Source organism: Bacterioplanoides sp. (assembly GCF_965219715.1).
In the GTDB taxonomy this organism is placed as follows: Bacteria; Pseudomonadota; Gammaproteobacteria; order Pseudomonadales; family Oceanobacteraceae; genus Bacterioplanoides.
Genome location: NZ_OZ244785.1, coordinates 2,682,688 through 2,706,312, shown reverse-complemented (window position 1 = coordinate 2,706,312; position 23,625 = coordinate 2,682,688). Strand labels below are relative to the sequence as shown.

The following is a 23,625-nucleotide window of genomic DNA, read 5'->3' as shown; positions in this document are numbered from 1 at the left end:
GACGGCTCATTGTATAAGAGCGAGGTCGGTTACTGGATTAAGCCGTTTGCTCCAGTTTTTCAGCGCATTTGATGCAAAGCTCAGCGTAAGGCACTGCCGCCAGACGTAACTCATCAATGTCATCACCACAGCCCTGACACTCACCATATTCATCCTGTTCCAGACGATGAAGCGCTTTATTAATCAGATCAATTTCATGACGTGACTCTTCACCAATGGCGGTGAGCACATCGTCGTTTTCACGCTCAACGGCCTGTTCTGCAAAGTCAGCTGACAGCGGTTGGTCACGATGGCTGGCATCACGCTCCACTTTGTCAGCGCGTTTTTCCAATAACGCTTTACGTTCTGTTAACTCGTTTTTAATCGCATCTAAATTCATATTGTTATCCCTGCGTTTTGACTCTCTCTACGAGCTTAGAGGAGCTCTATTGATCAGCTATTGACCTGTATCAGTGAGTCACCGGATTAATCACCTAGGCTGTAAACTGCGATGATTTTTCTGATCTTAGAGGTTCGAACAAGAGCTGCTTAAACAGAGGCCCATGAATGCCCAGGCTGCTTTGTAAACGTCGCAGTAAGTATTGCTGTCACGGGAGAATATGATGTCTCAGCCATTGTTGATGACCGACCCTTATCGGGCTCTGGGAGAACACCAGCCATTTATGGAGCGCCTGGAGCATATGTATCGGGTGCTGCGTGAGCAGTACGAAGGGGTGCATCGCTTTGCGCTGGCGCTGTTTGATGAAGAAGAGCAAACCGTTTCTTCGTTTATGTACGAAAGTGACGAAGCAACACCATTGTTGGGTTATAGCCTGCCACTGGAACAGGCGCCGTCACTGGCATCGTTGGCCGACAGCAACAGTGTGCGGGTGGTTTCTGATATGCGGGTTTTTCGTCAGGAACAGAATCTTTCGGATCATTCCCAGGCGTTGTTATCGGCGGGCTTACGTTCCAGTTTTACCATGCCATTACGGCACGGCGGACAGCTGCTGGGCTTCCTGTTTCTGAATTCTAAGAAGGCGGATTATTTCCGGCCGGAAATGGTGGCCTACTGCAATCTCTGGGCACACCTGATAGAGCAGTTGCTGGTGCAGGAACGTCAGGGAGTGGCACAAATTCAGGCGTTAATTCGTTTTGCCACGGATATCTCCGGACGGCGCTCAACAGAAACCCACAGCCATGTACGGCGTATGGCGCTGTTGGCACGACTGATTGCCCGCGGTTTGCAAACCAGCCATCGGCTGAGCGACGACTTTATTGAATACATCACCCTGTTTGCGCCGATGCATGATATTGGCAAGGTGGCGATATCGGATGCGATTTTGCACAAGCCGGAAAAGCTGTCTGCAGAAGAGTTTGAGGAGATGCGCCAACACATCACCATCGGTCGTGACATTGTTGATGGAGCGTTGCAGGCGTTTGCGCTGGGAGACATGGAGCATTCTGAGATGTTGCGCAATATTGTCATGTACCATCACGAAAAAATGAATGGCAGTGGTTATCTGGGCTGCGAAGGTGAGCAGGAGATTCCATTGGAGGCGCGGATAGTTGCCGTGGCTGATATTCTGGATGCCTTGCTGAATCAGCGCAGTTATAAACCGGCATGGTCGATGAAGCGTAGCCTGGAGGAATTGCAGCAAATGGCTGACAGTCAGTTAGACAAAGATTGCGTTGCGGTGATTGTCGAAAATCAGGAAAAGATTATTGAGATTCAGCGGCGTTACCCATAACGCCGCTCAGTTTGCTGGTCGCTACTGGTGTGGCAGCAGGTCCAGCGCCAGTTTGACAAAGTCCTGTGATGTCAGGATCCCCTGTAAAATTCCGTCTTCATCCACCACCAACAAACAACCTTGTTTCATTGAGTGCAACGACTCTCCGGCTTCACGCAGATCGGTTTCCGGGTGGACGGTGGTCAGGGTGGTTTTCATACAGTCTGACAGCTGGGTCTGGGTCAGATACTGCGCCAGCTGGTGGGCGCCAAATTTATCGGTAATGCGAAACGCTTCGGCCAGAAACTCTTTCTGGGTAATTAACCCAAGTAACTTCTGATCGTCATCGGTCACCGGAATGTGGCGGATTTGGCGGCTGGCCATCATGGCTTCAACGTCTTTCAGATTGGACGTTGGTTTCAGCGTGATCAGATTGCGAATCATGATATCACTGACCTGTTTCATATCAGCTCCGTACTGCAGTAAATGTTGTGCCTTTCAGTAAAGCAGGAATTTGCCCCGGTGCTATGCTGAACACATCGATTTTGCTGAAAACAGGCGGCCTTTTTATGAACATTACCAATAATATTCACAACTATTATGAGCAGCTGGTAGCCGAAGAGGTATTGCGGCGCTTACCGGAAGAGGGCGACCACGGCTATCTGGCTGATGTTGCCTGCGTTGCGTTAAATCATTTACCGCCACGTTATATTCGCCACGAAGTGGATATGGCGTTTTATATGTCGCCCAATGAACTGCACGATATCAGCGAGCGGGTGAAAGAAGCGGTGGCCGAGGCGATTGAGTTTATTGCCGCTCATCGCCGCGACGATACTGAATAACCCATGGCAATCTTTACAAAACGTAAAGACGAGATTCTGAACTTGATTGTTAAGGCGGGAATCCAAGACACTGTGGCCAACGTTTTGGGGGAACTATGAATATTCTGCTGGTTGATGATGATCTGGAATTGTGCGAACTGTTAAAGCGCTATCTGGAGCGCGAGTTATTTAAAGTAACTCTGGTGCACGATGCCCGTAATGGCCTGGAAGAGGCTTTAACCGGTAAATATCAGGCCGTTATTCTGGATGTTATGTTACCCGGCGGCAACGGTGTCGAAATTCTGCGATCGATTCGTCAGCGCAGTGATTTACCGGTATTGATGCTGACCGCCAAAGGCGACGAGATGGACCGTATTGAAGGTCTGGAAATCGGTGCCGATGACTACATGCCTAAACCGGCAAACCCACGCGAATTAGCAGCCCGCTTGCGTTCAGTATTACGCCGCAACCGTACCGCCGATGTGGCCGACACCAATATCGAATTAGATGAACTGATGATCAACCTCGATCAGCATCAGGTCAGCCGCGAAGGCAATGTACTCGACCTGACTGCCACCGAATTTAATATCCTGTGTGTACTCGCTCGTGAAGCCGGAAAAGTGGTGGAAAAAAACCGCTTAGCAGAGCAGTCGATGCAGCGTTCGTTAACGCTCTACGATCGCAGCCTGGATATGCATCTGAGTAATTTACGCAAAAAACTTGGCCCTAACCGTAATGGTGACCAGCGTATTAAAACCGTGCGCGGTATTGGTTATATTTATTCCCCTGAGCAGGGCGAAGATGCAGCCTGATTTTTCACTTTCCTAGAAAGAAGCCCTATTACTTTTTGACGCAGCAACAGGATGTTGCGGTAGAATCTCAGGCACAGGGATGTGCCTTGGATTCGGCAAGAAAAAAGTAATGGGGCTTTTTTCTGCCTGCCAGATATTCAGTTTTTGGGAAAATTATATGCGCGGTATTTTTGTAAAAATATTTCTCGCTTTTCTATTAACCAGCGTCGTCGCGACTCTGGTAACTCTGGTTCTGGCCGCCTATTACCGCGAATGGTCAAACGAATCGATCAACCTGATTGCCCCGACCGGTGGCTATATTTCTGCGGCTGAACTGACGCTGCAATACGGTGGCGAACCGTTATTAATCGAATGGCTGTTAACCTTCCAGCGCCATCCCAGTGTAAATGCGTACGTGTTCGACAGCACCGGTATCAGCCTGCTCGATAATGTGCCGGATCAGGTGCGTGAATATGCATTCTCGTCAGAATCTTACGAAGCCCGTGTTGACCCATTGGGCCGTTCTGAAATTATCGTAAAAGCCCCTATTGAAAGTTACGACGGGCGTTTTTATTTACTGGTGGTGGAGTTTGTTCATCCGCTGGCAGTATTTAATTTACCTACGTACCTGGCCTGGGGTTTTGGTGCCTCGCTGGCATTGTTTGCGGTGTTGGGTTTTTTATTGTCCGGTTATCTGACTCAACCGTTACGCCATATGCAACGCAGCGTAAAAGCGATGGCGAAGGGTGACTGGTCTGTGCGAATTCCGCGAAATCTGCGTCTTCGCCAGGATGAGATTGGTGACCTGAGCCGCGAATTTAATCAGATGGCGGGCAAATTAGAGCGTTCAATTCAGGATCAGCGTCAGCTGGTACGAGATGTTTCTCACGAACTGCGCTCGCCGCTGGCTCGCTCGCGGGTGGCACTGGAACTGGCGCGGCTGGATGCGGTGCCGGAGCAGGAAGAATTTCTCGATCGTATTGAACTGGAAACTCAGCGCCTGGATGAATTAATTGGCGATCTGCTGGGTATGGCGCGGCTGGAAATTGAACAGGACCAGAAACACTGGCAGGCGATTAACTGCGAACAGCAACTGCGCCATATTGTTGAAGATGCCCGTTTTGAGCGGCCGGACGGCTCGCTGCAGATTAGCTCCCGTGCGGCACGGTCGCTGGTATTGGCTGATCCACGCCTATTGGCGGCGGCATTCGAGAATATTATCCGCAATGCCTTGTTACATACTCACCCGGGAACGTCGGTGGACATTCTGCTGGCCGATGAAGACGACTGGCTGCTGCTGAATATCCGCGACCATGGCCCCGGTGTTCCGGAGGATAAACTGGACGACCTGTTACGGCCGTTTGTTCGTAATGAAGATGCCCGTCAACGCAGTGAGGCGTCTCTGGGCCAGGGGCATCGTGGCTTTGGCCTTGGTTTGGCCATTGCCGATAAGGTGGTGCGTGCCCATGGCGGTTCGCTGGAACTGAGTAATCATGTTGATGGTGGCCTGCAGGCAGATATTCGTTTGCCTTTGGTTGAGGAGCAAGCCTGAGGCTTGCTCAGTGTCAGGTAATTTGCTGGCTTTTTTGCTATGATGCCGGCCAATTTTTCACTCGTTAGTTTCTGGAATCCCATGTCTGAGTTAAAAAACGATCGCTTTCTGAAGGCGCTGATGCGCCAGCCGGTTGACCGTACCCCGATCTGGATGATGCGTCAGGCGGGCCGTTATCTGCCTGAATACAAGGCGACCCGTGCCCAGGCCGGTGACTTTATGTCGCTGTGTAAGAACCACGAACTGGCCTGTGAAGTAACCATTCAGCCGCTGGAACGCTTCCCGCTGGATGCTGCGATTCTGTTCTCCGATATTCTGACCATCCCGGATGCGATGGGTTTGGGTCTGTATTTTGAAACCGGTGAAGGCCCGCGTTTTAAAAAGATCATCCGTACTGAAGCAGACGTAAACAGCCTGAATGTGGTGAACACCAAAGCCGATCTGGATTATGTGTTAAAAGCCGTCAGCACCATTCGCACTGAGCTTAATGGTCGTGTACCGCTGATTGGTTTCTCCGGTAGCCCGTGGACGCTGGCGACTTATATGGTTGAAGGTGGTTCATCAAAAGACTTCCGTCACGTAAAGGCCATGATGTACGACACGCCGGAAGTGATGCACCAGTTGCTGGATACTCTGGCGAAATCGGTGATTGATTATCTGAATGCTCAGATCGAAGCGGGTGCCCAGGCGGTACAGATCTTCGATACCTGGGGCGGTAGCCTTAGCGATGTGTGTTACCGCGAGTTCTCGCTGAAATACATGCAGCAAATCGTTGCTGGCCTGAAGCGTGAGCACGAAGGCAATAAAATCCCCGTTATCCTGTTCACCAAAGGTGGTGGTCAGTGGTTAGAAGCCATGGCCGATACCGGTGCTGATGCGCTGGGTCTGGATTGGACCACCGATATAGGTAACGCCCGTGGTCGTGTTGGTGATCGTGTAGCGCTGCAGGGCAATATGGATCCATCGGTACTGTACGCTTCGCCGAAAACCATTCGTGCGGAAGTTAAGCGAATTCTCGAAAGCTACGGTAACGGTTCCGGCCAGGTATTTAATCTGGGTCATGGTATTCACCAGTTTGTGGATCCGGAGCATGCCAAAGCGTTTGTTGAAGCTGTGGTTGAACTCAGCCCTGAATACCATCAGTAACCGCACGGATATGGCTTAAGTAATTGAAAAAACGGTGTCTTTCAGACGCCGTTTTTTTTCGCCCGATTGTTACTTTGTCTGATAATTCTTTACTCTGATGACCGGCAGCCATATAGGGCTTGTGCAAGGATCGTGCTATCTTTCTTATAGCACCCCGATCTTTCATTTAACCTGACTATTCGGACGACCGATCTCCAGGAATGAGGCGCTTCTTTTTATGACATTGCTTTGGATTCCTCTGCTTCCGCTGTTTGGAACCCTGGTTCCCCTTTTGGCTGACCGTTTTGGTCGGCGGGTAACCTTAGCCACCACGGCCTTTGTTCCGGCTATGGCGCTGGTGTGTTTATTTGCACTGATGCCACAGGTGTTGAACGGTGAAGTAATTCACTGGCAAACCAGCTGGATACCTAATGCCGGATTATCACTGGCATTCCATCTCGATGGCCTCGGGATGCTGTTCTGTTTACTGATTCTCGGCATCGGCCTACTGGTTTTACTGTACGCCCGTTATTACATTTCTGACGAAGATCATATGGGGCGTTTTTACGCCTTTCTGCTGTTATTCATGAGTGCCATGCTGGGTGTGGTGTTATCCGATAACCTGCTGCAGTTATGGGCTTATTGGGAACTCACCAGTATCAGCTCGTTCCTGCTGATCAGTTTCTGGTCGGATAAAACCGAAGCACGTAAAGGCGCTCGTATGGCGCTGACCATTACCGGCGCTGGTGGTCTGGCATTGTTAGCCGCCTTTATTGTAATTGGCGAAACCGTTGGCAGTTACAGCCTGACCGACGTTTTAAACAGCGGCGATCTATTACGCGAGAGCGCGGCTTACCCGTTAATTATTGTGCTGTTCCTGTTGGGCGCCTTCACCAAGTCTGCGCAGTTCCCGTTCCACTTCTGGTTGCCACACGCAATGGCAGCACCAACTCCGGTATCGTCTTATCTGCACTCGGCGACCATGGTAAAAGCCGGTGTATTTCTGCTGGCGCGTTTTTATCCGGTATTGTCCGGTACTGAATTGTGGTTTGGTGTGGTATCGCTGGTGGGTCTGGCGACGCTGTTGGTCGGCGCTTACACCGCGTTATTCAAACACGATTTAAAAGGCCTGTTAGCGTATTCCACGATCAGTCATCTGGGTCTGATTACCTTGCTGTTTGGCCTCGATACACCGTTGGCGGCCATTGCCGCAGTTTTCCATATTATTAACCACGCGGTATTTAAAGCATCGCTGTTTATGGCGGCGGGTATCATTGATCACGAAGCCGGTTCTCGTGATATGCGCCAGCTGAACGGACTGTGGAAATACATGCCGATTACTGCGTCTCTGGCGATGGTTGCGGCGGCATCGATGGCCGGTGTGCCGTTGTTAAATGGTTTCTTATCGAAAGAAATGCTGTTTGCCGAAACATTGTCGCAGCATACGCTGGGTTCTCTGTCGTGGATTATTCCGGTGTTAGCGACTCTGGGTGGTGCGTTGGCGGTCGCCTACTCGCTGCGCTTTATTCATGATGTGTTCTTTAATGGTGAACCGATTAATCTGCCAAAAACGCCACATGAGCCTCCGCGTTATATGCGTGTGCCGGTGGAAATTCTGGTGGTGATCTGTTTGCTGGTGGGCATCGTGCCGAATATTACCGTTGGTGCCTTGTTAAATGCCGCTGCCGGGGCAACGCTTCAGGGGCCTCTGCCTGAATTCAGCCTGGCAATCTGGCACGGCTTTAATATGCCGTTGCTGATGAGCTTACTGGCTGTAGTCGGTGGTAGCTTGTTGTATATCAATCGTCGTCATCTGTTTAATTTCCAGGGACAGTTTAACGAGATTGACGCCAAGGTTGAGTTCGAAAGATACATTCAATATCTGGTGGCTAAAGCCACTCAGCTGCAGGAGGCGTTTGATAACGGCAAGTTGCAGCGTTACATCACTTATCTGGTGGTGATTTCTCTGGCGGTTGCCGGTTGGCCGTTACTCGAGTTGGCCGAAGCGCATGGCAGCCGACGTGAACAACCGATGGAATGGCCGATGCTGGTGGCGACGATTATTGTGATTGTTGGCACGCTGGCGACCATGATCTTCAGCCATTTACGACTGCTATCGCTGGTGATGATTTCGATCGTTGGTTTAGTCGTTGCGGTCGCTTTTGCGTATTTCTCGGCACCGGATCTGGCGCTGACGCAGCTGTCTGTGGAAGTGGCCACCATTGTGTTATTCCTGCTGGCATTATTCTTCCTGCCACAGAAAACACCGCTCCAGGAAAGCTCAATTCAGCGTATTGTGCGTGACCTGGGCATCGCGTCGGCCATTGGTGCGGTTATTGGTACCTTGTGTTACGCCATGCTGACACGTCCGCTGGATACTATTTCTGACTACTTTGTGGATAACAGCAAAACTGGCGGTGGTGGCACCAACGTGGTGAACGTGATTCTGGTTGATTTCCGTGGTTTCGATACCCTGGGTGAAATTACCGTGCTGGCGATTGCTGCGCTGGGTATTTTCAAGTTGTTGGCGGGTATGCGCTTATTTGTTCCGACTGCGGATCAGGACGGTGTTGCCTGGTCGAAAGATAAACACCCAATGATGCTGGCGCTGGTTTCCCAGAGTTTATTACCGCTGGCGTTATTAATTTCTGCTTATATTTTCCTGCGTGGTCACAACCTGCCAGGTGGTGGTTTTATTGCGGGTTTAATTACGGCGATTGCCCTGATTCAGCAATATATCGCTCACGGTGTGTCTTGGATGAAAGAACGTATGGATTTCCCATACCACTATATGATCGCCATTGGTTTATCGCTGGCGATTTTGTCGGGCCTCGGCAGCTGGTTGTATGACCGTCCGTTCCTGACAACCTGGTTCGATTATTTCTACTGGCCAGTGGTGGGTAAATTTGAGTTGGCCAGCGCCATGGTGTTTGACCTGGGTGTGTATTTCACCGTGATTGGCGCCACCATGCTGATTCTTGCCAACCTGGGTAAATTAACCACCACAGAACGTCCGACCGCGGGAGGTAAATAACGTGGAAACTTTATATGCCGTGTGTGTCGGAGCGATCACTACCGGGGGAATTTTCCTGGTATTGCGTGGTTATACCTTCGCTGTTGTTTTGGGTTTAACGCTGCTGTCTTATGCGGTGAATTTATTTTTATTCGCCAGTGGCCGCCTGGTTATTAATGGCGCTGCCATTTTGGGTGAAAGTGAGCAGTATGCTGACCCGTTACCCCAGGCTCTGGTGTTAACGGCAATTGTGATCGGTTTTGCTATGACAGCATTTGCGTTAATTCTGGCGTTACGTGCACGCTCCGATTTAGGTAATGATCAGGTGGATGGCAAAACAGAAATCCACGATGATCTGCCACAAAAAGCTCGTCGTCAGGGAGGTGAAGATAAATGAGCCTGATGGATCATCTGATTTTCTTCCCGGTATTACTGCCTCTGGTTGCCGGCGTATTATTACTGCTGCCGCCATTGCATGAAGATTTACCGCGTCAGCGAGTCATGGCATTCGCTGTTAATGCGACGCTGGTGCTGGTTGCTCTGGTGTTACTCGGCAACAGCCTTAAACACGGCACCCAGGTTTATATGATGGGTGACTGGCAGGCACCGTTTGGTATTGCCCTGGTAAACGATACGCTGGCGTCGGTGATGCTGGTGTTAACTTCCGTTCTGGCGATGGCTGCCCATTTATACGCCTGTGCCGGTGAAGATGAAAAAGGCCCGTTTTTCCAGCCGCTGTTTATGTTTCAGGTCGTTGGTATTAACGGTGCATTTTTAACCGGTGATATTTTTAACCTGTTTGTTTTCTTCGAAATTTTATTAATCGCATCTTATTCGTTGCTGATTCACGGTGGTGGTAAACAACGCACTCAGGCAGCGGTGCATTATGTGTTATTAAACCTGGCGGGTTCCGCGATGTTCCTGTTTGGTCTGGGGATGATTTACGCGTCGTTCGGTACGCTGAACATGGCTGACATGGCGTATAAAGTAGCCCATCTGAATGAAGAAAATATCGAGCTGGCCAAGTCCGGTGGCTTGTTATTGTTAGTCGTGTTTGGTTTAAAAGCGGCATTGTTGCCGATGCACTTCTGGCTGCCCCGCACTTATGCATACACCTCAACCCCTGTGGCGGCGCTGTTCGCCATTATGACCAAGGTGGGTATCTACAGCATCTGGCGTGTCCACACCGCGATCTTTGGTGATCATGCCGGTGAACTGGCAGGGCTGGCAATTGGCTGGTTATGGCCGCTGGCTCTGATGACTCTGGTTGCCGGAATTATTGCTGTAATGGCAAGTCAGACATTAAAAATGCTGGCGGCGAATCTGGTGATTGTTTCCGCTGGTACTTTATTAATTACCCTGGCGTTAAATACACCGGAAGCCACCGCAGCAGGTTTGTATTATTTAATTCACAGTACTCTGTTGTCGGCGGCGTTATTTTTAATTGCCGGATTAATTCAGGAGCAACGTGCCCAGGCGCAGGACCGGTTTGTTAAAGGTCGTCCGGTATCGCAGCCACTCTTGATTGGCGCTTTCTTCTTTATTGCCGCGTTGGGTTTAATTGGTATGCCGCCTTTTTCTGGTTTTGTTGGCAAGATCCTGATTCTGCAGGCATCGTCAGATGTGCTGGAGGCTTCCTGGATCTGGGCGCCATTATTAATGTCAGGCCTGACCGCGATGGTGATGTTAACCCGAGCGGGCAGCACCTTGTTCTGGCGCGCTGCTGGTCAGCCTGCACAGGAAACCAAAGCGCATAAGCTACAGGTGACTGCTGTGGTGATTTTGCTGTTATGTTCACCTCTGATGGTGATTTTTGGTGGGCCACTATCTGATTTAACCATTACTGCAGCACAACAACTGCATAAAGTTCCTATGCCGGTGATCGCCACCGGAGGGTTACCGGTAGTGGAGGTATTGCCATGATTGCGCGCCTTCTTCCTATGCCGATGCACAGCAGTTTATTGCTGGTTGTGTGGTTGTTATTAAATGGTTTCTCTGCGGGACAGTTATTACTGGGTACTATTCTGGCGATTGGTATTCCGTTGCTGACATCGCCGTTTGCGGACCGTCAGAGCAAAGTTGAAAAACCTTTTGCTATGGCTGTTTATGTATTGCGTCTGCTGTGGGATATCTTTGTTTCTAATCTGGAAGTTGCGCGTCGTGTATTGCGCAGTAACCGCAAGTTAAACCCAGGATTTATTGCTTACCCTCTGGAGTTAACCGGCGACTTCCCGTTAACCGTACTGGCCAGCACTATTTCGTTAACGCCAGGTACTGTGAGTGTCGACTTTTCTGAAGATAAGCAGTGGCTGTATATCCATGCATTACATATCGATAGCGAGCAGGAAATTATTGATTCTATTCGTGAGCGTTACGAACAGCCGCTGAAGGAGATTTTCTCATGAGCAGTGCAGACGTACTCAGTTACGCCATCCTCGGTACCGGGCTGTTAGTTCTGGTGTCGTTGCTTTTAAATGTTTGGCGTATTTTATTAGGGCCGGAAATTACCGACCGTATTCTGGCATTAGATACTTTATATATTAACAGCATCGCGCTGATTATTTTGCTGGGTTTATACAATGGCTCAGCACTGTATTTTGAAGGGGCGTTGTTAATTGCCATGCTGGGCTTTGTCAGCACTGCTGCGCTAAGTAAATACCTGCTGCGTGGGGATATTATTGAGTGATGGAAAATTCAGATCTGTTTAATTATCTGGTTGCCGGCTGGCTGATTATGGGTGGCTTTTTTGTATTTGTTGGCTCATTAGGGTTAGCTAAGTTGCCAGACTTTTTTACCCGCCTGCATGCGCCTACTAAAGCCACAACGCTTGGTATTGGTTCTGTACTGGTGGCTTCTATGTTGGTGACCAGTGTGCGGGAAGGTGGCTTCAGTGTTTATGAGTTGGTGATCAGCTTATTCCTGTTTATTACTGCACCGGTTTCTGCACATATGATGGCTAAAGCAGCATTACACAAAAAGATAGGGATGCTGGAGCGTACGAAAAATCGTGAAATGACCCCTCGGATTGCCGCGCAGCAGACACCGAAAGAAGAACCTAAGCCGGAAGATTCTCCCGCCTGAAGTCTTCCTTGACCATATTGCATTCGAAAGCCCTGTTGGTGTTAATCAATAGGGCTTTTTTGTATACAAACCTGCAGACAACCAGTGACTGAAAAAATGATAAAAGAATATCCGGTTCAGCCGAAGCGGCTCAAAGACCTGAATGGTTTTGGTCCTCGCAGTGAAGAAATACTGGCAGAGGTTGGCATCCATTCTGTTGAGGAGTTTATGGCGATTGACCCGTATGAGTTGTACGCTGTACTTAAGCCGATGAAAGGCATGGGGCTGAATTCTATTTACGCCATCCTGGGTGCCAGAGAAAATATTTCCTGGATTGAGATTAAAAATACACGGAAAACAGAAATTCTGATGCGTCTGGATGATCTTGGCTTGGCTCCTAAATAGTTACGGCGAATTTTAGATACACAGGAAATGATTTTGATATCCAGCCAGATTACCTTAAGAGCGTTTAACCTCAGTGACGCTAAGCGTGTTGCTGAGTTAGCCGGCGATGCTGAAATAGCCCGCTGGACGGCCAATATTCCCCACCCTTATCACGAATCGGATGCACGGCAGTGGATTCAGCGCATGACGGCAGACGTTGAGCGTTTTCCATTTGCTGTTGAGTCCGACGGTGTTCTTGTGGGCTGTGTTTCTTTCTGGCCTTACCGGGATCAGTGTGTAGAAGTTGGCTATTGGATTGGACGAAATTACTGGGGAAACGGAATCGCCAGTAAAGCGCTGAGAATTATGCTGGCAGAAAAGCTGCCAGGAGATATCACCCATGTTGTCGCGAAAACAATGGCAGGTAATATCGGTTCGCAGTCAGTACTCATTAAATGTGGTTTCAGATTTGAATCCGAATGCGATGTAATTAAAAAAGGGGAGCACGTCCCCGGGCACTTCTACAGCAGGTTATGTGATAGCTGACCATCACTGCTCGGGCGAAAACCACGGGCGCATACTCGCCAGAGTAGTTAAAGGCTGTTTCAGTAATTGATGTGAGTTGCGTTGACAAGCTATAAAGCCATTGTCAGCAGACTAACTTTTCTCATACGAATTTCTTAAAAGGCTGATAAAAGCATTCTTGGCGGCTTATTGTGGTGATAGCTTGGAAACTAGTCCGTTTGGCCTAGTTTTGCCCGGCTATACGGACAGGAATCCACTGCCATGGAAAGCGCAATGAAGAAGTTTTGTTTTACCTTCGTCCTGCCACTGTTGTTATCCGTATTGCCATCAGTATCTGTTGCTGAAGTATTGATTGCTAAAGACCAGTATCTGTTTGTGCCTAAAAGTGAAGCGCGGCGTTTATTGCTCGAACCCGGAGCGATTCTGCTGCGGCTACCTGTTGCCAAAGATCAGGTTTATAAAAAGCGTACCCGCGTAGTGACTCTTGGTGGTGTTGAAGGTGAGGTGCGGGCTAAAGGTGTCGATAGCGTACATCATATGTCGGGATCGCTGGCGTATGTAAAACAGGAAATACAGATCAAAGGCACCAAATATCCTATTGGTACTATTTTCCCGGTCAAAGTCATCGAAGATGAAGACGAGACCCTTTATCGCGTTACCTATCCCAAAGCCAGTTACAGCGTTAAAGACGATGGCTTTGTTACTAAAGAGCGCGAAAAAGAACTATCCGCAGCAGAGTTCTCCACATCATTTAATTTAATTAACCCGGCAGAGGTATCACAGAGCCGATTTCCTTTCTGGCGGAAATCATCTTTTTCTCCGACAGAATGGGGATGTGGTGAATCAAAGACCGTAGAAAAAACCGTCGATGCCAATGCTGCTGCAAATGTCAGTGGAGAGGGCGGGTTCTTCAGCTTCTTTCAGGCGAAAGCAGAAGCATCTGCCGGAGCAAGTACTTCAACCACCTATCGTAAAGTGCTGGAAGATGAAGCCTTTAAACATCGGGTCACTTACTGGAATCTTATGGCCGGTAATAAATCCGATAAATTGTTACTGCAGGTTGCTTTGGAGAAAGTCAGCGTCTGTGATAGCAGTAAAGGCGTGAATAATAGTTACATTATTCGTTTTGATAAAAAGCTGAACCGCGATGATATAAAAATAAATTCTGTTTGGGCGGGTGATAATCAGTTCTCCCGTGGTGGTGGATCTCCGGTGCGGATCGACAACCAGAACCATCTGAAAATGTTTGAAAACGCTCTGAAGGATTTTAAGTTAATTCACACCATTGATGGCTACGATGCCAATCGGGCTATCTTCGATTTTTCGGTGTGGTTTACCACAAATCTGAATTATGCAGGTAGAACCTGAACGTTAATTATTTAACCCAAAGGCGCATAGTATGTTTGGCATAAAATCCACCTTAATAACAGCTGGTATCGGTATTACCGCGGTCGCTGGCGTTGCATTTTTATGGAAGGCAGAAGAGCTGAAAGCGGCAAAGCTGGAAACTCAGCTGGAGATGATTCGTACGGAACTGGTGCAGTCCGAAAGTAATAATCTGTCGTTGAAAACTCAACTGACAAAACAAAATAAAGATATAGCGCGTTTGCAGACGCTGGCAGAAGTGAATCAGGAGAAAATTAATGAACTCGAAAATGATCGTGATGACGCCCGTGAAGAAACTGCAAAAGCGATTGATCAAATTAACCAGCTGCGGGCAAAAGAACTGGAGCTCGCACGTCAAAAACCATTTGCGCGCGGTAACCTTGCTCATAAGCGTTTGTCTGACAGCATGCAGCGGATTGCCGGAGCGCAAGATTGAGCGCATCCAGGTCGTCAGCATTCCGGCATTACCGCCGGTCATTAAGCTCGACCCACCATCACCTCCAACTTCAACCTTGCCACCGGTACTGGTAACCACGGCTGAAGATGTGGCGTACTACATTGAAGCCTGTGACGCCTTCACAGACGTCGATGATGACGACCCTGACGCCATGGCGGAGTTGCAGCAAGATTACCCTGGATTGTCACGCAGCTCCGCCTGCGACTGGGCAGTGTATGGCTTTACTGTGCAGGGCTGGCTCAACTTTGAAGCCTATATGGCAGAGTTAGCCAGCTACGTCGAACAGTTACGGGCGCATATTGATTATCAGAATCGTGTAATGGAAGAACGCCAGAAAATTGTGACCGAGCGTGATGAGGCACTGGTTGATATGCAATCCAGTCGTGAAACCAGCAGTATTGAATAAGCCTTTTTTGCTTTGACTGGACTATCTTTATATTCTGAGAGATGAATATAGCGGTGTGACCAACGGGCTTATGAAAGAGATTAAATCGTTACAACTCCAGCTGGAGCGCAAAGTACTGATTCTCAGCCATCGTATTCACGATATCTTTGCCTCGCTGGAGCATCTCAACACCATTACCGATATTCTGTTTACGATGACCCCCGAAGATCCACAGGCTGTTTCTGACTGGGTGCAGCAACGTGGCTTTCAAGCGGATGACCAGGGTTACGTCACCAGTGCACAGGAAGATGCTCTGACTTACCAATGGCCAGCCCGTTCTTTCCATTCTGAATCATTAGCGCGGCGTTATTATGCGCTGCGTAATATCGGCAGTGTTCTGAACGATATCAGCGCTAAGCTTGATGAGGTCACTTTTATTTATTATCAGGATCTGGAGCACAGTGCTTCACTGGCGTATCCATATCGTGATATCCGCAGCATGATTCCGGCTGATTTTAACTGGCTGGAGTATTTCAGTTATCTCAGCGTGAATGCTGACGTTAATCCACAACGGGAAATCCGCTGGTCACCACCAAATATCGATTATGGTGGCGAAGGTCTGATCTCGATTGCATCCATTCCGTATTATCAGGATGAACGTCTGATCGGCATCTGGAGCATTGATGTTCCTTTGCATGCTATTCACAAAAACTGCGTACTGGACACCATATTCCCTGAACAGGTTAATTTTATCGCCGATTACAATGGCAGGATTATTACTCACCCATCAGTTGAAACAGAAATCGATAAAGAGAAGGGCTCTTTTTGTCAGCTGACTCTGGAGCAACTTCAGGGAGGTTTTGACGAGTTGGATCTGGCCGAACTGATTGCACAACAAAAGGGTGTATTACATTTAACGGATGATCAAGGCAATCGTCAGATTTGTATTTATCAGACCGTGCCCGGCATTAACTGGATTATCTTCGCTACCTTGCCGGAAGATGTGGTGTTCGAAAACGTTCGGGCAAAAATTGCTAAAGCCTTTAATACGATTAATCATCAGCCTTTACCGGATGTGATTGATTTTGATGTTGGCGATGAAATGCGTTTGTTGGTCGACAGCTATAACGACATGGTTAAGGTGCTGGCGTTTAATCAGAAAAAACGTGAACAGGCGCAACAACAGGCTTTTGAAGCTCAGCGCGTGTTAAACGAAGAATTGGAAAAACAGGTGGCCGAACGAACCGAAGAGTTGCAGCGACTGAATAGCGAACTGGCTAAACAGGCACAAACGGATTCGTTAACCGGTATCTTAAACCGGCGCCACTTTATGTATCTTTCCGATGAGGTTCTGAAAATTCAGCGGCGTAATACCAAAGCTTCCAGTCTGCTGATGATGGACATCGATGACTTTAAAGCCATTAACGATGAATATGGCCATGATATTGGTGATGAAGTGATTGTCAGTCTGTCTGAATGTGTATCGTCCAGTCTGCGAGATAGTGATTTATTTGCCCGGTTTGGTGGTGAAGAATTCGTTATTCTTTTACCTGAAACCCGATTGCATGGTGCCCTGACGCTGGCAGAAAAAATCCGTAAGAGTATTGAACAATTACAAACAAGCAGTGGTGTGACATTCACACTCAGTATTGGTGTATCTGAGCTGTTTTCGGATGTTGAGGATGCCATCAGTCGCGCGGATAAAGCGCTGTATCTGGCGAAAAGCGAAGGGAAAAATCAGGTCGCTCCTTACGTTGGTTAACTACTGAAAAACCATTGAAAACCATCAATATAAAAAATCCCCATTTCAGAAATCTGAAATGGGGATTTTTATTGGAAGAATGAAATTGTAAGCCTGAATTAATCAGGCTTTATTGCCCTTAATTTTCTCCCTCATGGTTTGCATCATTACGTACAGTGCCGGAATCAGGAAGATACCAATCACAGTTGCAAACAACATCCCGGAGAGCACAACAAAGCCGATTGAGATACGGCTCATGGCACCTGCACCACTGGCAGCAATTAATGGCGCAACACCCAGAATAAAGGAGAAGGCGGTCATCATGACTGCGCGGAAACGTAAGCTGGCGGCTTCTTCAGCAGCTTCGAGAATCGATTTACCTTCTTCCCGTAATTGCTTGGCGAATTCGACAATCAGAATGGCAGATTTACTGGCCAGACCAATTAACATCACCAGGCCGACCTGAGCGTACAGGTTGTTATCCAGACCGTTAATTAAATACAGCGGAATTAACGCGCCCATAATGGCAACCACTACCGACAGAATAACCGATACCGGAATTGTCCAGCTTTCGTATTGCGCTACCAGGAACAGGTAAGCAAACAATAATGACAGTGAGAAAATAAGAACCACATAGCCGGCAGATTCACGCTCCTGTTGCGCGGTACCGGTCCACTCCAGCACATAGCCGGATGGCAGAACATCCGTGACCAGGCGTTCAACTTCCTGCATCACGTCACCACTACTGAAACCATCCGCCGGAGTAATGTTGATACCAGCATTACGGTAGGTGTTATAGCGGTCGAGTTTCTGTGGCCCTAACACCTGGCGGATATCGAGAATGGACCCGGCAGGTACCAGAGCACCACTGTTGGACTGAATATAAATACCACTGATGTCAGCGATAGCATCACGGTATTCACTTTCAGCCTGGAGCATAACGCGGTAATTGCGGCCGTACAGGGTGAAGTCGTTGACGTACGACGAGCCCAGCTGGCTTTGCAGGGTATTAAATACTGCGGCCGGTGAAACGTTGAGGGTCGCCGCTTTCTCACGATCCAGAATCACTTCCAGTTGCGGATTGTTGGCGTTGTAGAAGGTGAACGCCTGCTTAATTTTATCCGAGCTGTTCAGCGCCAGAATTAAACTGTTGGCCACCTGAGCCAAAGCCTGTGGTGTATCGTTTGCCTGATCCAGCAGGTTGGCTTCGAGACCGCCGGCATTACCTAAACCCGGAATCGGTGGCGGTGGGAAGCCAAAAGCGTTAGCTCCGGGTACCGCCTGCAGTTCTTTTGTCATTTGCTGGAAGGTAACGTACCAGGGTGTATCCGGACGCTCATCCCAGTCTTTTAATACCGGCAACATAAAGGCGTTATTGGAAGCTGCGCCGCCAATTAAACCAAAGCCACTAACAGTCATCGTGCGTTCAATTTCCGGAATTTCCAGCAGAGTTTCATCAATACCCGCAGCCAGTTCAGTTGTACGGTTAATCGATGCGCCCTGTGGTAAAGAAATATCGACAAAAAATGCGCCCTGATCTTCGTATGGAATAAAACCGGTTGGCGTATTTTTGAATAAGAATCCGGTTGCTCCACAAATAATCGCCAGTAACGACAGCGTCATAATGATGCGTTTATTCAGGAATACTGCACCACGCACGTATTTTTTCCGGGCACCATCGACACGACGATCAAACCAGGCAAAGAACCCCTTGGCTTCGGTTTCTGGTTTCAGCAACAAGGCACATAATGCCGGTGACAGGGTTAATGCGTTCAGAGAAGACAGTGCAACAGCAACGGAAATGGTAACTGCAAACTGAGTGTACAATTTGCCGGTTAAGCCCGGCATAAAAGCAACCGGAACGAATACCGCTAGCAGCACCAGAGTTGTGGCGATTACCGGACCAATAACTTCGCCCATTGATTTAGCGGTTGCCGTTGGTGCATCGAGATTATCTTCCTTCATATGGCGTTTGACGTTTTCCACCACCACAATTGCATCATCCACCACAATACCAATCGCCAGAATCAGAGCGAATAAAGAAATGGTGTTAATCGAGAAGCCTGCCGCCTGCAGTGCCACAAAGGTACCAATCAATGAAACCGGAATGGTTGCCGATGGAATTAACGTGGCGCGCCAGTCGCCCAGGAACAGGAAGGTGACGGCAATTACCAGAATAAAGGTCATCACCAGAGTATCGACAACTTCTGAAATTGATGCTCGGACAAAGCGGGTGGAGTCATAAAATACCTGGTATTTCATGCCTTCCGGAAAGTACTCGCTGAGGCGCTCCATCTCCGCGATCACTTCGTCAGCAACATCCAATGCGTTCGCGCCGGGGCTCTGATAAACCGCAAATGGCACACCTGGCTTGCCGTTTACACGCATATTAAAACCGTACGTTTGTGAACCCAGTTCTACGCGGGCGACGTCTTTTAAATAAATACGCGAGCCATCGCTGCTGGTTTTTACAATAACGTTTTCAAATTCTTTGGCGTCACTTAAGCGACCTTTGCTGGTAATGGTGAACTGGAACTGCTGATCACTGGCTACCGGTGGTGCGCCAATCTGTCCCAACGCTGCCTGGACAGACTGATTCTGAATAGCGGAGCTGATGTCGTTAGGTGTCAGATCCAGTGCCTGCAGGCGATCGGGATCCAGCCAGATACGCATACCGTATTCCATGCTGCCGAACTGAGCGGCACTACCAACACCGTTAATACGGGAGATAGCATCTTCCACATAAATCGACGAGTAATTACTCATAAACAGGTTATCGAGACTTTCATCCGGCGATGTCAGAGCAATCACCATCAACATTGAGCTGGACTGTTTCTGGGTCGTCACACCACGGCGAACAACGTCCTGTGGCAGGCTGGCTGTTGCCAGCGCGACCCGGTTTTGTACATTCACTGCAGCCTGATCCGGATCGGTACCAACTTTAAAGGTTACAGTCAGGGTATAGCTGCCATCGTTACCACTGGTGGAACTCATATACAGCATATCGTCGACGCCGTTCACCATGGACTCGATCGGCGTGGCGACCGTTTCTTCCACGGTTTGGGCATTGGCACCTGTGTAGGTGGCTTTAACCTGAACCTGAGGTGGGGTGATATCCGGATACTGAGTGACAGGCAAGCTGACCACTGCCAGCAAACCTGCAATCATGATGACAATGGATATCACCAGTGCAAATTTGGGGCGATTGATAAAAAAGCGTGAAAACATAAATTATTGCTCCACTGCTTCAACGGTCTGACCGTTTTTCACTTTCTGCAGACCCTGAGTAATAACACGTTCACCGGCTTTTAATCCGGAGATAACAATCCAGTCTGAGCCCATCTGTTCGCCCAGAGTCACACGACGTTGTTCAACCACCTGCTGATCGTTAACCACCAGTACCATAAAGCCATCGCGATCACGCTGAACCGCTGCCTGGGAAACTGTGATGACATCTGGTGCGTTTTTAGGCTCCAGTGTTACCCGGACAAATTCGCCTGGCAGCAGCAGTTGATTCGGGTTAGGGAACTTGGCGCGAATAGCAACCGAGTCGGTTTCTTTATTCACTTCGGGAGAAACAAAATCGAACTGTCCGGCGAACTCATATTTTTCACCATTCGACAGCAGCAGGTGAGGAATCATGTCGGCTTCCTCAAGCTCCGGAGATTCGCGGCGTGCTTCCAGCAGAATTTTATTGGATACCGAGATATCAACATAAACCGGATCGGTCTGGACAATGGTGGCCAGATTGCTGCTGTTGGCAGCGATCAGGTTGCCGGTATTAATACTGGCACGACCAATTTTGCCATCAATCGGGCTTTTAATATCTGTGTATCCCAGGTTGAGTTGCGCTTGTTGTAATTGAGCTTCGGCCTGTAAAACCTGAGATTTTGCCTGGTCACGTTGTGCTTCTGCACTTTCTAACTGAGCTTTAGAAGCGGCGCCACTTTTACGTAATTTCTGCTGACGACTTAATTCTGCACTGGCTTGTTTTAGCGAAGCTTTAGCACTTAATAGCGACGCTTTCGCTTGTTTAAGCTGAATTTCGTAGGTGACCTTTTCAATTGAGAACAGTGGTTCACCTTTTTTAACCCGGGTGCCTTCAACAAAATGACGTTGTTCAAGGATGCCACCCACGCGTGGAATAATATCGATACGCTGTACGGCACGAATACGCCCGGCAATTTCAATATCCGGCGTCGCCTTTTCTTTTTTGATGGTATTAACAATAACAGCAGGGCCTTCCGCAAAGCTGGAATAACTCAGCAGCAGCGCAACGGCCATAATCAAAGGTTTCATGCAAATCTCCAGTGCATAGGTGGGAACAGGTCTATGAAATCAGATTAGTTCAGGAATAGCGAATATGCTTGCGGAGCATAATAATTGGCCCAACCCGATCTGGTTAGGGCAGAAATGCAATTAAATGTATAAAAGCGGGAACTTATTGTTTTAAGTCAGTGTTGGTAAATCGGAGCGCTCAGATGCGCTCCAATGCCTGCTGCAGTTTTTCGACGGCAATAACTTCCATCCCCGGTATTGGTTGGCGTGGCATATTTCCTTTTGGCACTATGGCGCGTTTAAAACCATGTTTTGCGGCTTCTTTAATTCGTTCCTGACCTGAAGGAACCGGGCGAATTTCCCCGGACAGGCCAACCTCACCAAATACGATTAAATCCTGAGGTAACGGCTGATTACGGAACGACGACAGAGCGGCCAACAATAACGCCAGGTCGGCACCGGTCTCTGTGACTTTTACGCCACCCACCACATTAATATAAACATCCTGATCGCCCAGGTGGATGCCACCATGGCGATGCATCGCTGCCAGCAATAAATTTAACCGGTTCTGATCGGTACCCACGGCTACCCGTTTCGGGTGACCAAAATGGCTGTCGTCGACCAGTGCCTGAATTTCTACCAATAGCGGTCGGGTGCCTTCCCAGATCACCATGACGGCACTGCCAGCGGTGGGTTCTTCGCTGCGACTGAGGAAAATGGAAGAAGGGTTTTTGACCTCCTTTAAACCCTGATCGAGCATGGCAAAAACGCCAAGTTCATTAATCGCTCCAAAACGGTTTTTAATACCACGCAGAGTACGGAAACGACTGTCGCCGGAGCCTTCGAGCATGATTGAGCAGTCGATCATATGCTCCAGCACTTTTGGGCCGGCGATGGTTCCGTCTTTTGTCACGTGGCCGACCAGAAATAAAACCGTGTCAGTTTGTTTGGCGAAGCGGGTTAAATACGCCGCACTTTCACGAACCTGAGAAACGCTGCCGGGTGCCGACTCAACGCCATCAACGTGCATAACCTGAATCGAGTCAATCACCACAATTTTAGGTTTGTGCTGCTGCAGGGTTTGCACCAGGCGCTCAACATTGGTTTCGCTGAGCATGTTTAATTGGTCTGTTGGCAGTCCCAGACGCTGAGCACGACGAGCAACCTGCTGCAGACTTTCTTCACCGGTGACATACAATGCCGGCATTTGTGTCGCCAGATGACACATGGTTTGTAGCAACAATGTGGATTTACCGGCGCCAGGGTGGCCACCAATTAAAATCGCGGAACCCGGTACCAGACCACCACCAAGAACCCGGTCGAACTCCAGCATGCCGGAGCTGAAACGCGGTACTTCGTTCAGATCCACTTCGGCCAGGCGTTGTACGCCCTGGCTACCGGCGCTGCCCGCATAACCACCAACGGCAGCTTCACGAGCCTGAGCTTTGGTGCTGGCGACAACAAATTCCTGCAACGTATTCCAGGCGCCACAGCCGGTGCACTGGCCCTGCCATTTGGAGTGGTCGGTGCCACAGTCATTACATACGTATGCGGTTTTTTTCTTGGCCATGATGGTAAAACTGAACTGTAAGTGAGTGTTTTGTGAACGAATCGACCGTTTCGCGCTAAAAACGAAAACTAAAGGCGTCCACAGACAAGGCGTTTCATTGTAGGATTGATGTCCTGCAAGGTAGCTACCTTAACTCACTGTTCACGAATTATCATGATGAAAATTCTCCACCTGGATGACCACGTTCTGTTTACCGAAGGATTAAAGGCCATCCTGTCCAATCAATATGGCTATCAGGTCAGCTGCGCTAATACCATCGAACAGGCACTAACTGCGCTGGAGCAGCAGACAGACTTCGAGTTAATTCTGGTCGACCTCAGCATGCCGGGTCTGGATGGCATTGCATTTATTGATAGTTTGATTGAGCGCCAGATATTTATTCCTTTTGTGGTGCTGTCGGCTTCCGAGGATTTGTGGGCTATTCGTCATGCGATGGATAAAGGCTCTGCCGGTTTTATTCCGAAAACGTACAGCAGTGAAACCATCGTTGATATTATTCAGAACATCATGGCGGGTGACATTTATGTGCCGCAGGGAATTCAGGAAGGTTTAGCAAATCTGCCTGAGCAGGAACCGTGTGATGCGTTAGAAAAGCTGATGGTGCGTTACCGCATCAGTAAGCGTCAGATGGATGTACTGAAATACATGCAGCAGGGTTATTCAACCGAAGAAATTGCCCGGGTACTGAACCGTTCGGTAAATACCGTTAAATCGCATAGCAAAGCTTTATTTGCGGCATTTGAAGTGAATAATCGTCTGGAATGTGTGCGTTACGCTGAGCGGGTAGGATTACTGCAGTAACCTGTCTGACTTCAGTAAAAATATAAG

General features: G+C 48.8%; 23 protein-coding genes. 18 read left to right on the top strand and 5 right to left on the bottom strand.

Going from position 1 to position 23,625, the window contains the following annotated elements:
- Positions 1 to 37 precede the first annotated feature (37 nt).
- Positions 38 to 379 (bottom strand): TraR/DksA family transcriptional regulator, encoded by a 342-nt coding sequence (locus tag ACOQOZ_RS12770; protein ID WP_420588555.1) that lies wholly within the window; start codon positions 377 to 379, stop codon positions 38 to 40.
- A gap of 220 nt (positions 380 to 599) precedes the next feature.
- Between ACOQOZ_RS12770 and ACOQOZ_RS12765 the strand changes: the two genes are divergently transcribed.
- The gene (locus ACOQOZ_RS12765) at positions 600 to 1,730 is read left to right on the top strand and encodes an HD domain-containing phosphohydrolase (RefSeq protein ID WP_420588554.1); all 1,131 of its coding nucleotides are present in this window, start codon (positions 600 to 602) and stop codon (positions 1,728 to 1,730) included.
- Between the two features lie 21 nt (positions 1,731 to 1,751).
- Here the strand turns inward: ACOQOZ_RS12765 and ACOQOZ_RS12760 are convergent, their stop codons facing one another.
- Positions 1,752 to 2,174 (bottom strand): HPP family protein, encoded by a 423-nt coding sequence (locus tag ACOQOZ_RS12760; protein ID WP_420588553.1) that lies wholly within the window; start codon positions 2,172 to 2,174, stop codon positions 1,752 to 1,754.
- 104 nt (positions 2,175 to 2,278) lie between these two features.
- Between ACOQOZ_RS12760 and ACOQOZ_RS12755 the strand changes: the two genes are divergently transcribed.
- The 16 genes from ACOQOZ_RS12755 to ACOQOZ_RS12680 all read left to right on the top strand — a co-directional run bounded on the left by ACOQOZ_RS12755 (position 2,279) and on the right by ACOQOZ_RS12680 (position 16,970).
- On the top strand, positions 2,279 to 2,551 hold the full coding sequence (locus tag ACOQOZ_RS12755; RefSeq protein ID WP_420588552.1) for a late competence development ComFB family protein: 273 nt from the start codon (positions 2,279 to 2,281) through the stop codon (positions 2,549 to 2,551).
- Between the two features lie 95 nt (positions 2,552 to 2,646).
- Entirely contained in the window at positions 2,647 to 3,342 is a 696-nt protein-coding gene (locus tag ACOQOZ_RS12750; RefSeq protein ID WP_420588551.1) for a response regulator transcription factor, read from the top strand.
- Between the two features lie 157 nt (positions 3,343 to 3,499).
- Positions 3,500 to 4,873: a sensor histidine kinase gene (locus ACOQOZ_RS12745; protein WP_420588550.1), complete on the top strand. Its 1,374-nt coding sequence runs from the start codon at positions 3,500 to 3,502 to the stop codon at positions 4,871 to 4,873.
- An 81-nt stretch (positions 4,874 to 4,954) separates the two neighbouring features.
- Positions 4,955 to 6,019: a uroporphyrinogen decarboxylase gene (hemE, locus tag ACOQOZ_RS12740; protein WP_420588549.1), complete on the top strand. Its 1,065-nt coding sequence runs from the start codon at positions 4,955 to 4,957 to the stop codon at positions 6,017 to 6,019.
- 217 nt (positions 6,020 to 6,236) lie between these two features.
- Positions 6,237 to 9,032: a monovalent cation/H+ antiporter subunit A gene (locus ACOQOZ_RS12735; RefSeq protein WP_420588548.1), complete on the top strand. Its 2,796-nt coding sequence runs from the start codon at positions 6,237 to 6,239 to the stop codon at positions 9,030 to 9,032.
- Between the two features lies 1 nt (position 9,033).
- Positions 9,034 to 9,408 carry a Na+/H+ antiporter subunit C gene (locus tag ACOQOZ_RS12730; RefSeq protein ID WP_420588547.1) on the top strand — a complete coding sequence of 125 codons (375 nt, stop codon included), beginning with the start codon at positions 9,034 to 9,036 and terminating at the stop codon, positions 9,406 to 9,408.
- A complete protein-coding gene (locus ACOQOZ_RS12725) occupies positions 9,405 to 10,934 on the top strand; it encodes a monovalent cation/H+ antiporter subunit D (protein ID WP_420588546.1) in 1,530 nt (509 codons plus the stop codon). The genes ACOQOZ_RS12730 and ACOQOZ_RS12725 overlap by 4 nt, the downstream gene beginning before the upstream one ends.
- Positions 10,931 to 11,416, top strand: coding sequence for a Na+/H+ antiporter subunit E (locus ACOQOZ_RS12720; RefSeq protein WP_420588545.1), 486 nt, complete (start codon positions 10,931 to 10,933; stop codon positions 11,414 to 11,416). The genes ACOQOZ_RS12725 and ACOQOZ_RS12720 overlap by 4 nt, the downstream gene beginning before the upstream one ends.
- The gene (locus tag ACOQOZ_RS12715; RefSeq protein WP_420588544.1) at positions 11,413 to 11,697 is read left to right on the top strand and encodes a K+/H+ antiporter subunit F; all 285 of its coding nucleotides are present in this window, start codon (positions 11,413 to 11,415) and stop codon (positions 11,695 to 11,697) included. Before ACOQOZ_RS12720 ends, ACOQOZ_RS12715 begins: the two co-directional genes overlap by 4 nt.
- A complete protein-coding gene (locus tag ACOQOZ_RS12710) occupies positions 11,697 to 12,092 on the top strand; it encodes a Na+/H+ antiporter subunit G (RefSeq protein WP_420592417.1) in 396 nt (131 codons plus the stop codon). Before ACOQOZ_RS12715 ends, ACOQOZ_RS12710 begins: the two co-directional genes overlap by 1 nt.
- An 84-nt stretch (positions 12,093 to 12,176) precedes the next feature.
- Positions 12,177 to 12,476: a TfoX/Sxy family DNA transformation protein gene (locus tag ACOQOZ_RS12705; RefSeq protein ID WP_420588543.1), complete on the top strand. Its 300-nt coding sequence runs from the start codon at positions 12,177 to 12,179 to the stop codon at positions 12,474 to 12,476.
- 33 nt (positions 12,477 to 12,509) lie between these two features.
- Complete coding sequence (locus ACOQOZ_RS12700) at positions 12,510 to 13,001, top strand: GNAT family N-acetyltransferase (RefSeq protein WP_420588542.1); 492 nt, start codon at positions 12,510 to 12,512, stop codon at positions 12,999 to 13,001.
- A gap of 240 nt (positions 13,002 to 13,241) precedes the next feature.
- Positions 13,242 to 14,348, top strand: a complete 1,107-nt coding sequence (locus ACOQOZ_RS12695) for a hypothetical protein (protein WP_420588541.1) — start codon at positions 13,242 to 13,244, stop codon at positions 14,346 to 14,348.
- Between the two features lie 31 nt (positions 14,349 to 14,379).
- Complete coding sequence (locus ACOQOZ_RS12690) at positions 14,380 to 14,802, top strand: hypothetical protein (protein ID WP_420588540.1); 423 nt, start codon at positions 14,380 to 14,382, stop codon at positions 14,800 to 14,802.
- Complete coding sequence (locus ACOQOZ_RS12685) at positions 14,783 to 15,229, top strand: hypothetical protein (protein WP_420588539.1); 447 nt, start codon at positions 14,783 to 14,785, stop codon at positions 15,227 to 15,229. Before ACOQOZ_RS12690 ends, ACOQOZ_RS12685 begins: the two co-directional genes overlap by 20 nt.
- A 70-nt stretch (positions 15,230 to 15,299) precedes the next feature.
- Positions 15,300 to 16,970 (top strand): sensor domain-containing diguanylate cyclase, encoded by a 1,671-nt coding sequence (locus ACOQOZ_RS12680; protein ID WP_420588538.1) that lies wholly within the window; start codon positions 15,300 to 15,302, stop codon positions 16,968 to 16,970.
- 102 nt (positions 16,971 to 17,072) lie between these two features.
- Here ACOQOZ_RS12680 and ACOQOZ_RS12675 read toward each other — a convergent pair whose 3' ends face one another.
- The 3 genes from ACOQOZ_RS12675 to radA form a co-directional block, all read right to left on the bottom strand.
- The gene (locus tag ACOQOZ_RS12675) at positions 17,073 to 20,177 is read right to left on the bottom strand and encodes an efflux RND transporter permease subunit (RefSeq protein WP_420588537.1); all 3,105 of its coding nucleotides are present in this window, start codon (positions 20,175 to 20,177) and stop codon (positions 17,073 to 17,075) included.
- Positions 20,178 to 20,180: 3 nt separating this feature from the next.
- Complete coding sequence (locus tag ACOQOZ_RS12670; RefSeq protein WP_420588536.1) at positions 20,181 to 21,248, bottom strand: efflux RND transporter periplasmic adaptor subunit; 1,068 nt, start codon at positions 21,246 to 21,248, stop codon at positions 20,181 to 20,183.
- A gap of 178 nt (positions 21,249 to 21,426) precedes the next feature.
- Positions 21,427 to 22,797, bottom strand: coding sequence for a DNA repair protein RadA (radA, locus tag ACOQOZ_RS12665; RefSeq protein ID WP_420588535.1), 1,371 nt, complete (start codon positions 22,795 to 22,797; stop codon positions 21,427 to 21,429).
- Between the two features lie 153 nt (positions 22,798 to 22,950).
- Between radA and ACOQOZ_RS12660 the strand changes: the two genes are divergently transcribed.
- The gene (locus tag ACOQOZ_RS12660) at positions 22,951 to 23,598 is read left to right on the top strand and encodes a response regulator (protein ID WP_420588534.1); all 648 of its coding nucleotides are present in this window, start codon (positions 22,951 to 22,953) and stop codon (positions 23,596 to 23,598) included.
- Positions 23,599 to 23,625: the final 27 nt, after the last annotated feature.

Bases quoted from the DNA above. Each gene is read 5' to 3' on its own strand.
- ACOQOZ_RS12750 (WP_420588551.1), top strand. From the start codon at position 2,647: ATGAATATTCTGCTGGTTGATGATGATCTGGAATTGTGCGAACTGTTA.
- ACOQOZ_RS12690 (WP_420588540.1), top strand. From the start codon at position 14,380: ATGTTTGGCATAAAATCCACCTTAATAACAGCTGGTATCGGTATTACC.
- ACOQOZ_RS12710 (WP_420592417.1), top strand. From the start codon at position 11,697: ATGGAAAATTCAGATCTGTTTAATTATCTGGTTGCCGGCTGGCTGATT.
- ACOQOZ_RS12680 (WP_420588538.1), top strand. From the start codon at position 15,300: ATGAAAGAGATTAAATCGTTACAACTCCAGCTGGAGCGCAAAGTACTG.
- radA (WP_420588535.1), bottom strand. From the start codon at position 22,797: ATGGCCAAGAAAAAAACCGCATACGTATGTAATGACTGTGGCACCGAC.
- ACOQOZ_RS12755 (WP_420588552.1), top strand. From the start codon at position 2,279: ATGAACATTACCAATAATATTCACAACTATTATGAGCAGCTGGTAGCC.
- ACOQOZ_RS12765 (WP_420588554.1), top strand. From the start codon at position 600: ATGATGTCTCAGCCATTGTTGATGACCGACCCTTATCGGGCTCTGGGA.
- ACOQOZ_RS12770 (WP_420588555.1), bottom strand. From the start codon at position 379: ATGAATTTAGATGCGATTAAAAACGAGTTAACAGAACGTAAAGCGTTA.
- ACOQOZ_RS12670 (WP_420588536.1), bottom strand. From the start codon at position 21,248: ATGAAACCTTTGATTATGGCCGTTGCGCTGCTGCTGAGTTATTCCAGC.
- ACOQOZ_RS12725 (WP_420588546.1), top strand. From the start codon at position 9,405: ATGAGCCTGATGGATCATCTGATTTTCTTCCCGGTATTACTGCCTCTG.
- ACOQOZ_RS12715 (WP_420588544.1), top strand. From the start codon at position 11,413: ATGAGCAGTGCAGACGTACTCAGTTACGCCATCCTCGGTACCGGGCTG.
- ACOQOZ_RS12675 (WP_420588537.1), bottom strand. From the start codon at position 20,177: ATGTTTTCACGCTTTTTTATCAATCGCCCCAAATTTGCACTGGTGATA.
- ACOQOZ_RS12660 (WP_420588534.1), top strand. From the start codon at position 22,951: ATGATGAAAATTCTCCACCTGGATGACCACGTTCTGTTTACCGAAGGA.
- ACOQOZ_RS12735 (WP_420588548.1), top strand. From the start codon at position 6,237: ATGACATTGCTTTGGATTCCTCTGCTTCCGCTGTTTGGAACCCTGGTT.
- ACOQOZ_RS12760 (WP_420588553.1), bottom strand. From the start codon at position 2,174: ATGAAACAGGTCAGTGATATCATGATTCGCAATCTGATCACGCTGAAA.
- hemE (WP_420588549.1), top strand. From the start codon at position 4,955: ATGTCTGAGTTAAAAAACGATCGCTTTCTGAAGGCGCTGATGCGCCAG.
- ACOQOZ_RS12720 (WP_420588545.1), top strand. From the start codon at position 10,931: ATGATTGCGCGCCTTCTTCCTATGCCGATGCACAGCAGTTTATTGCTG.
- ACOQOZ_RS12695 (WP_420588541.1), top strand. From the start codon at position 13,242: ATGGAAAGCGCAATGAAGAAGTTTTGTTTTACCTTCGTCCTGCCACTG.
- ACOQOZ_RS12745 (WP_420588550.1), top strand. From the start codon at position 3,500: ATGCGCGGTATTTTTGTAAAAATATTTCTCGCTTTTCTATTAACCAGC.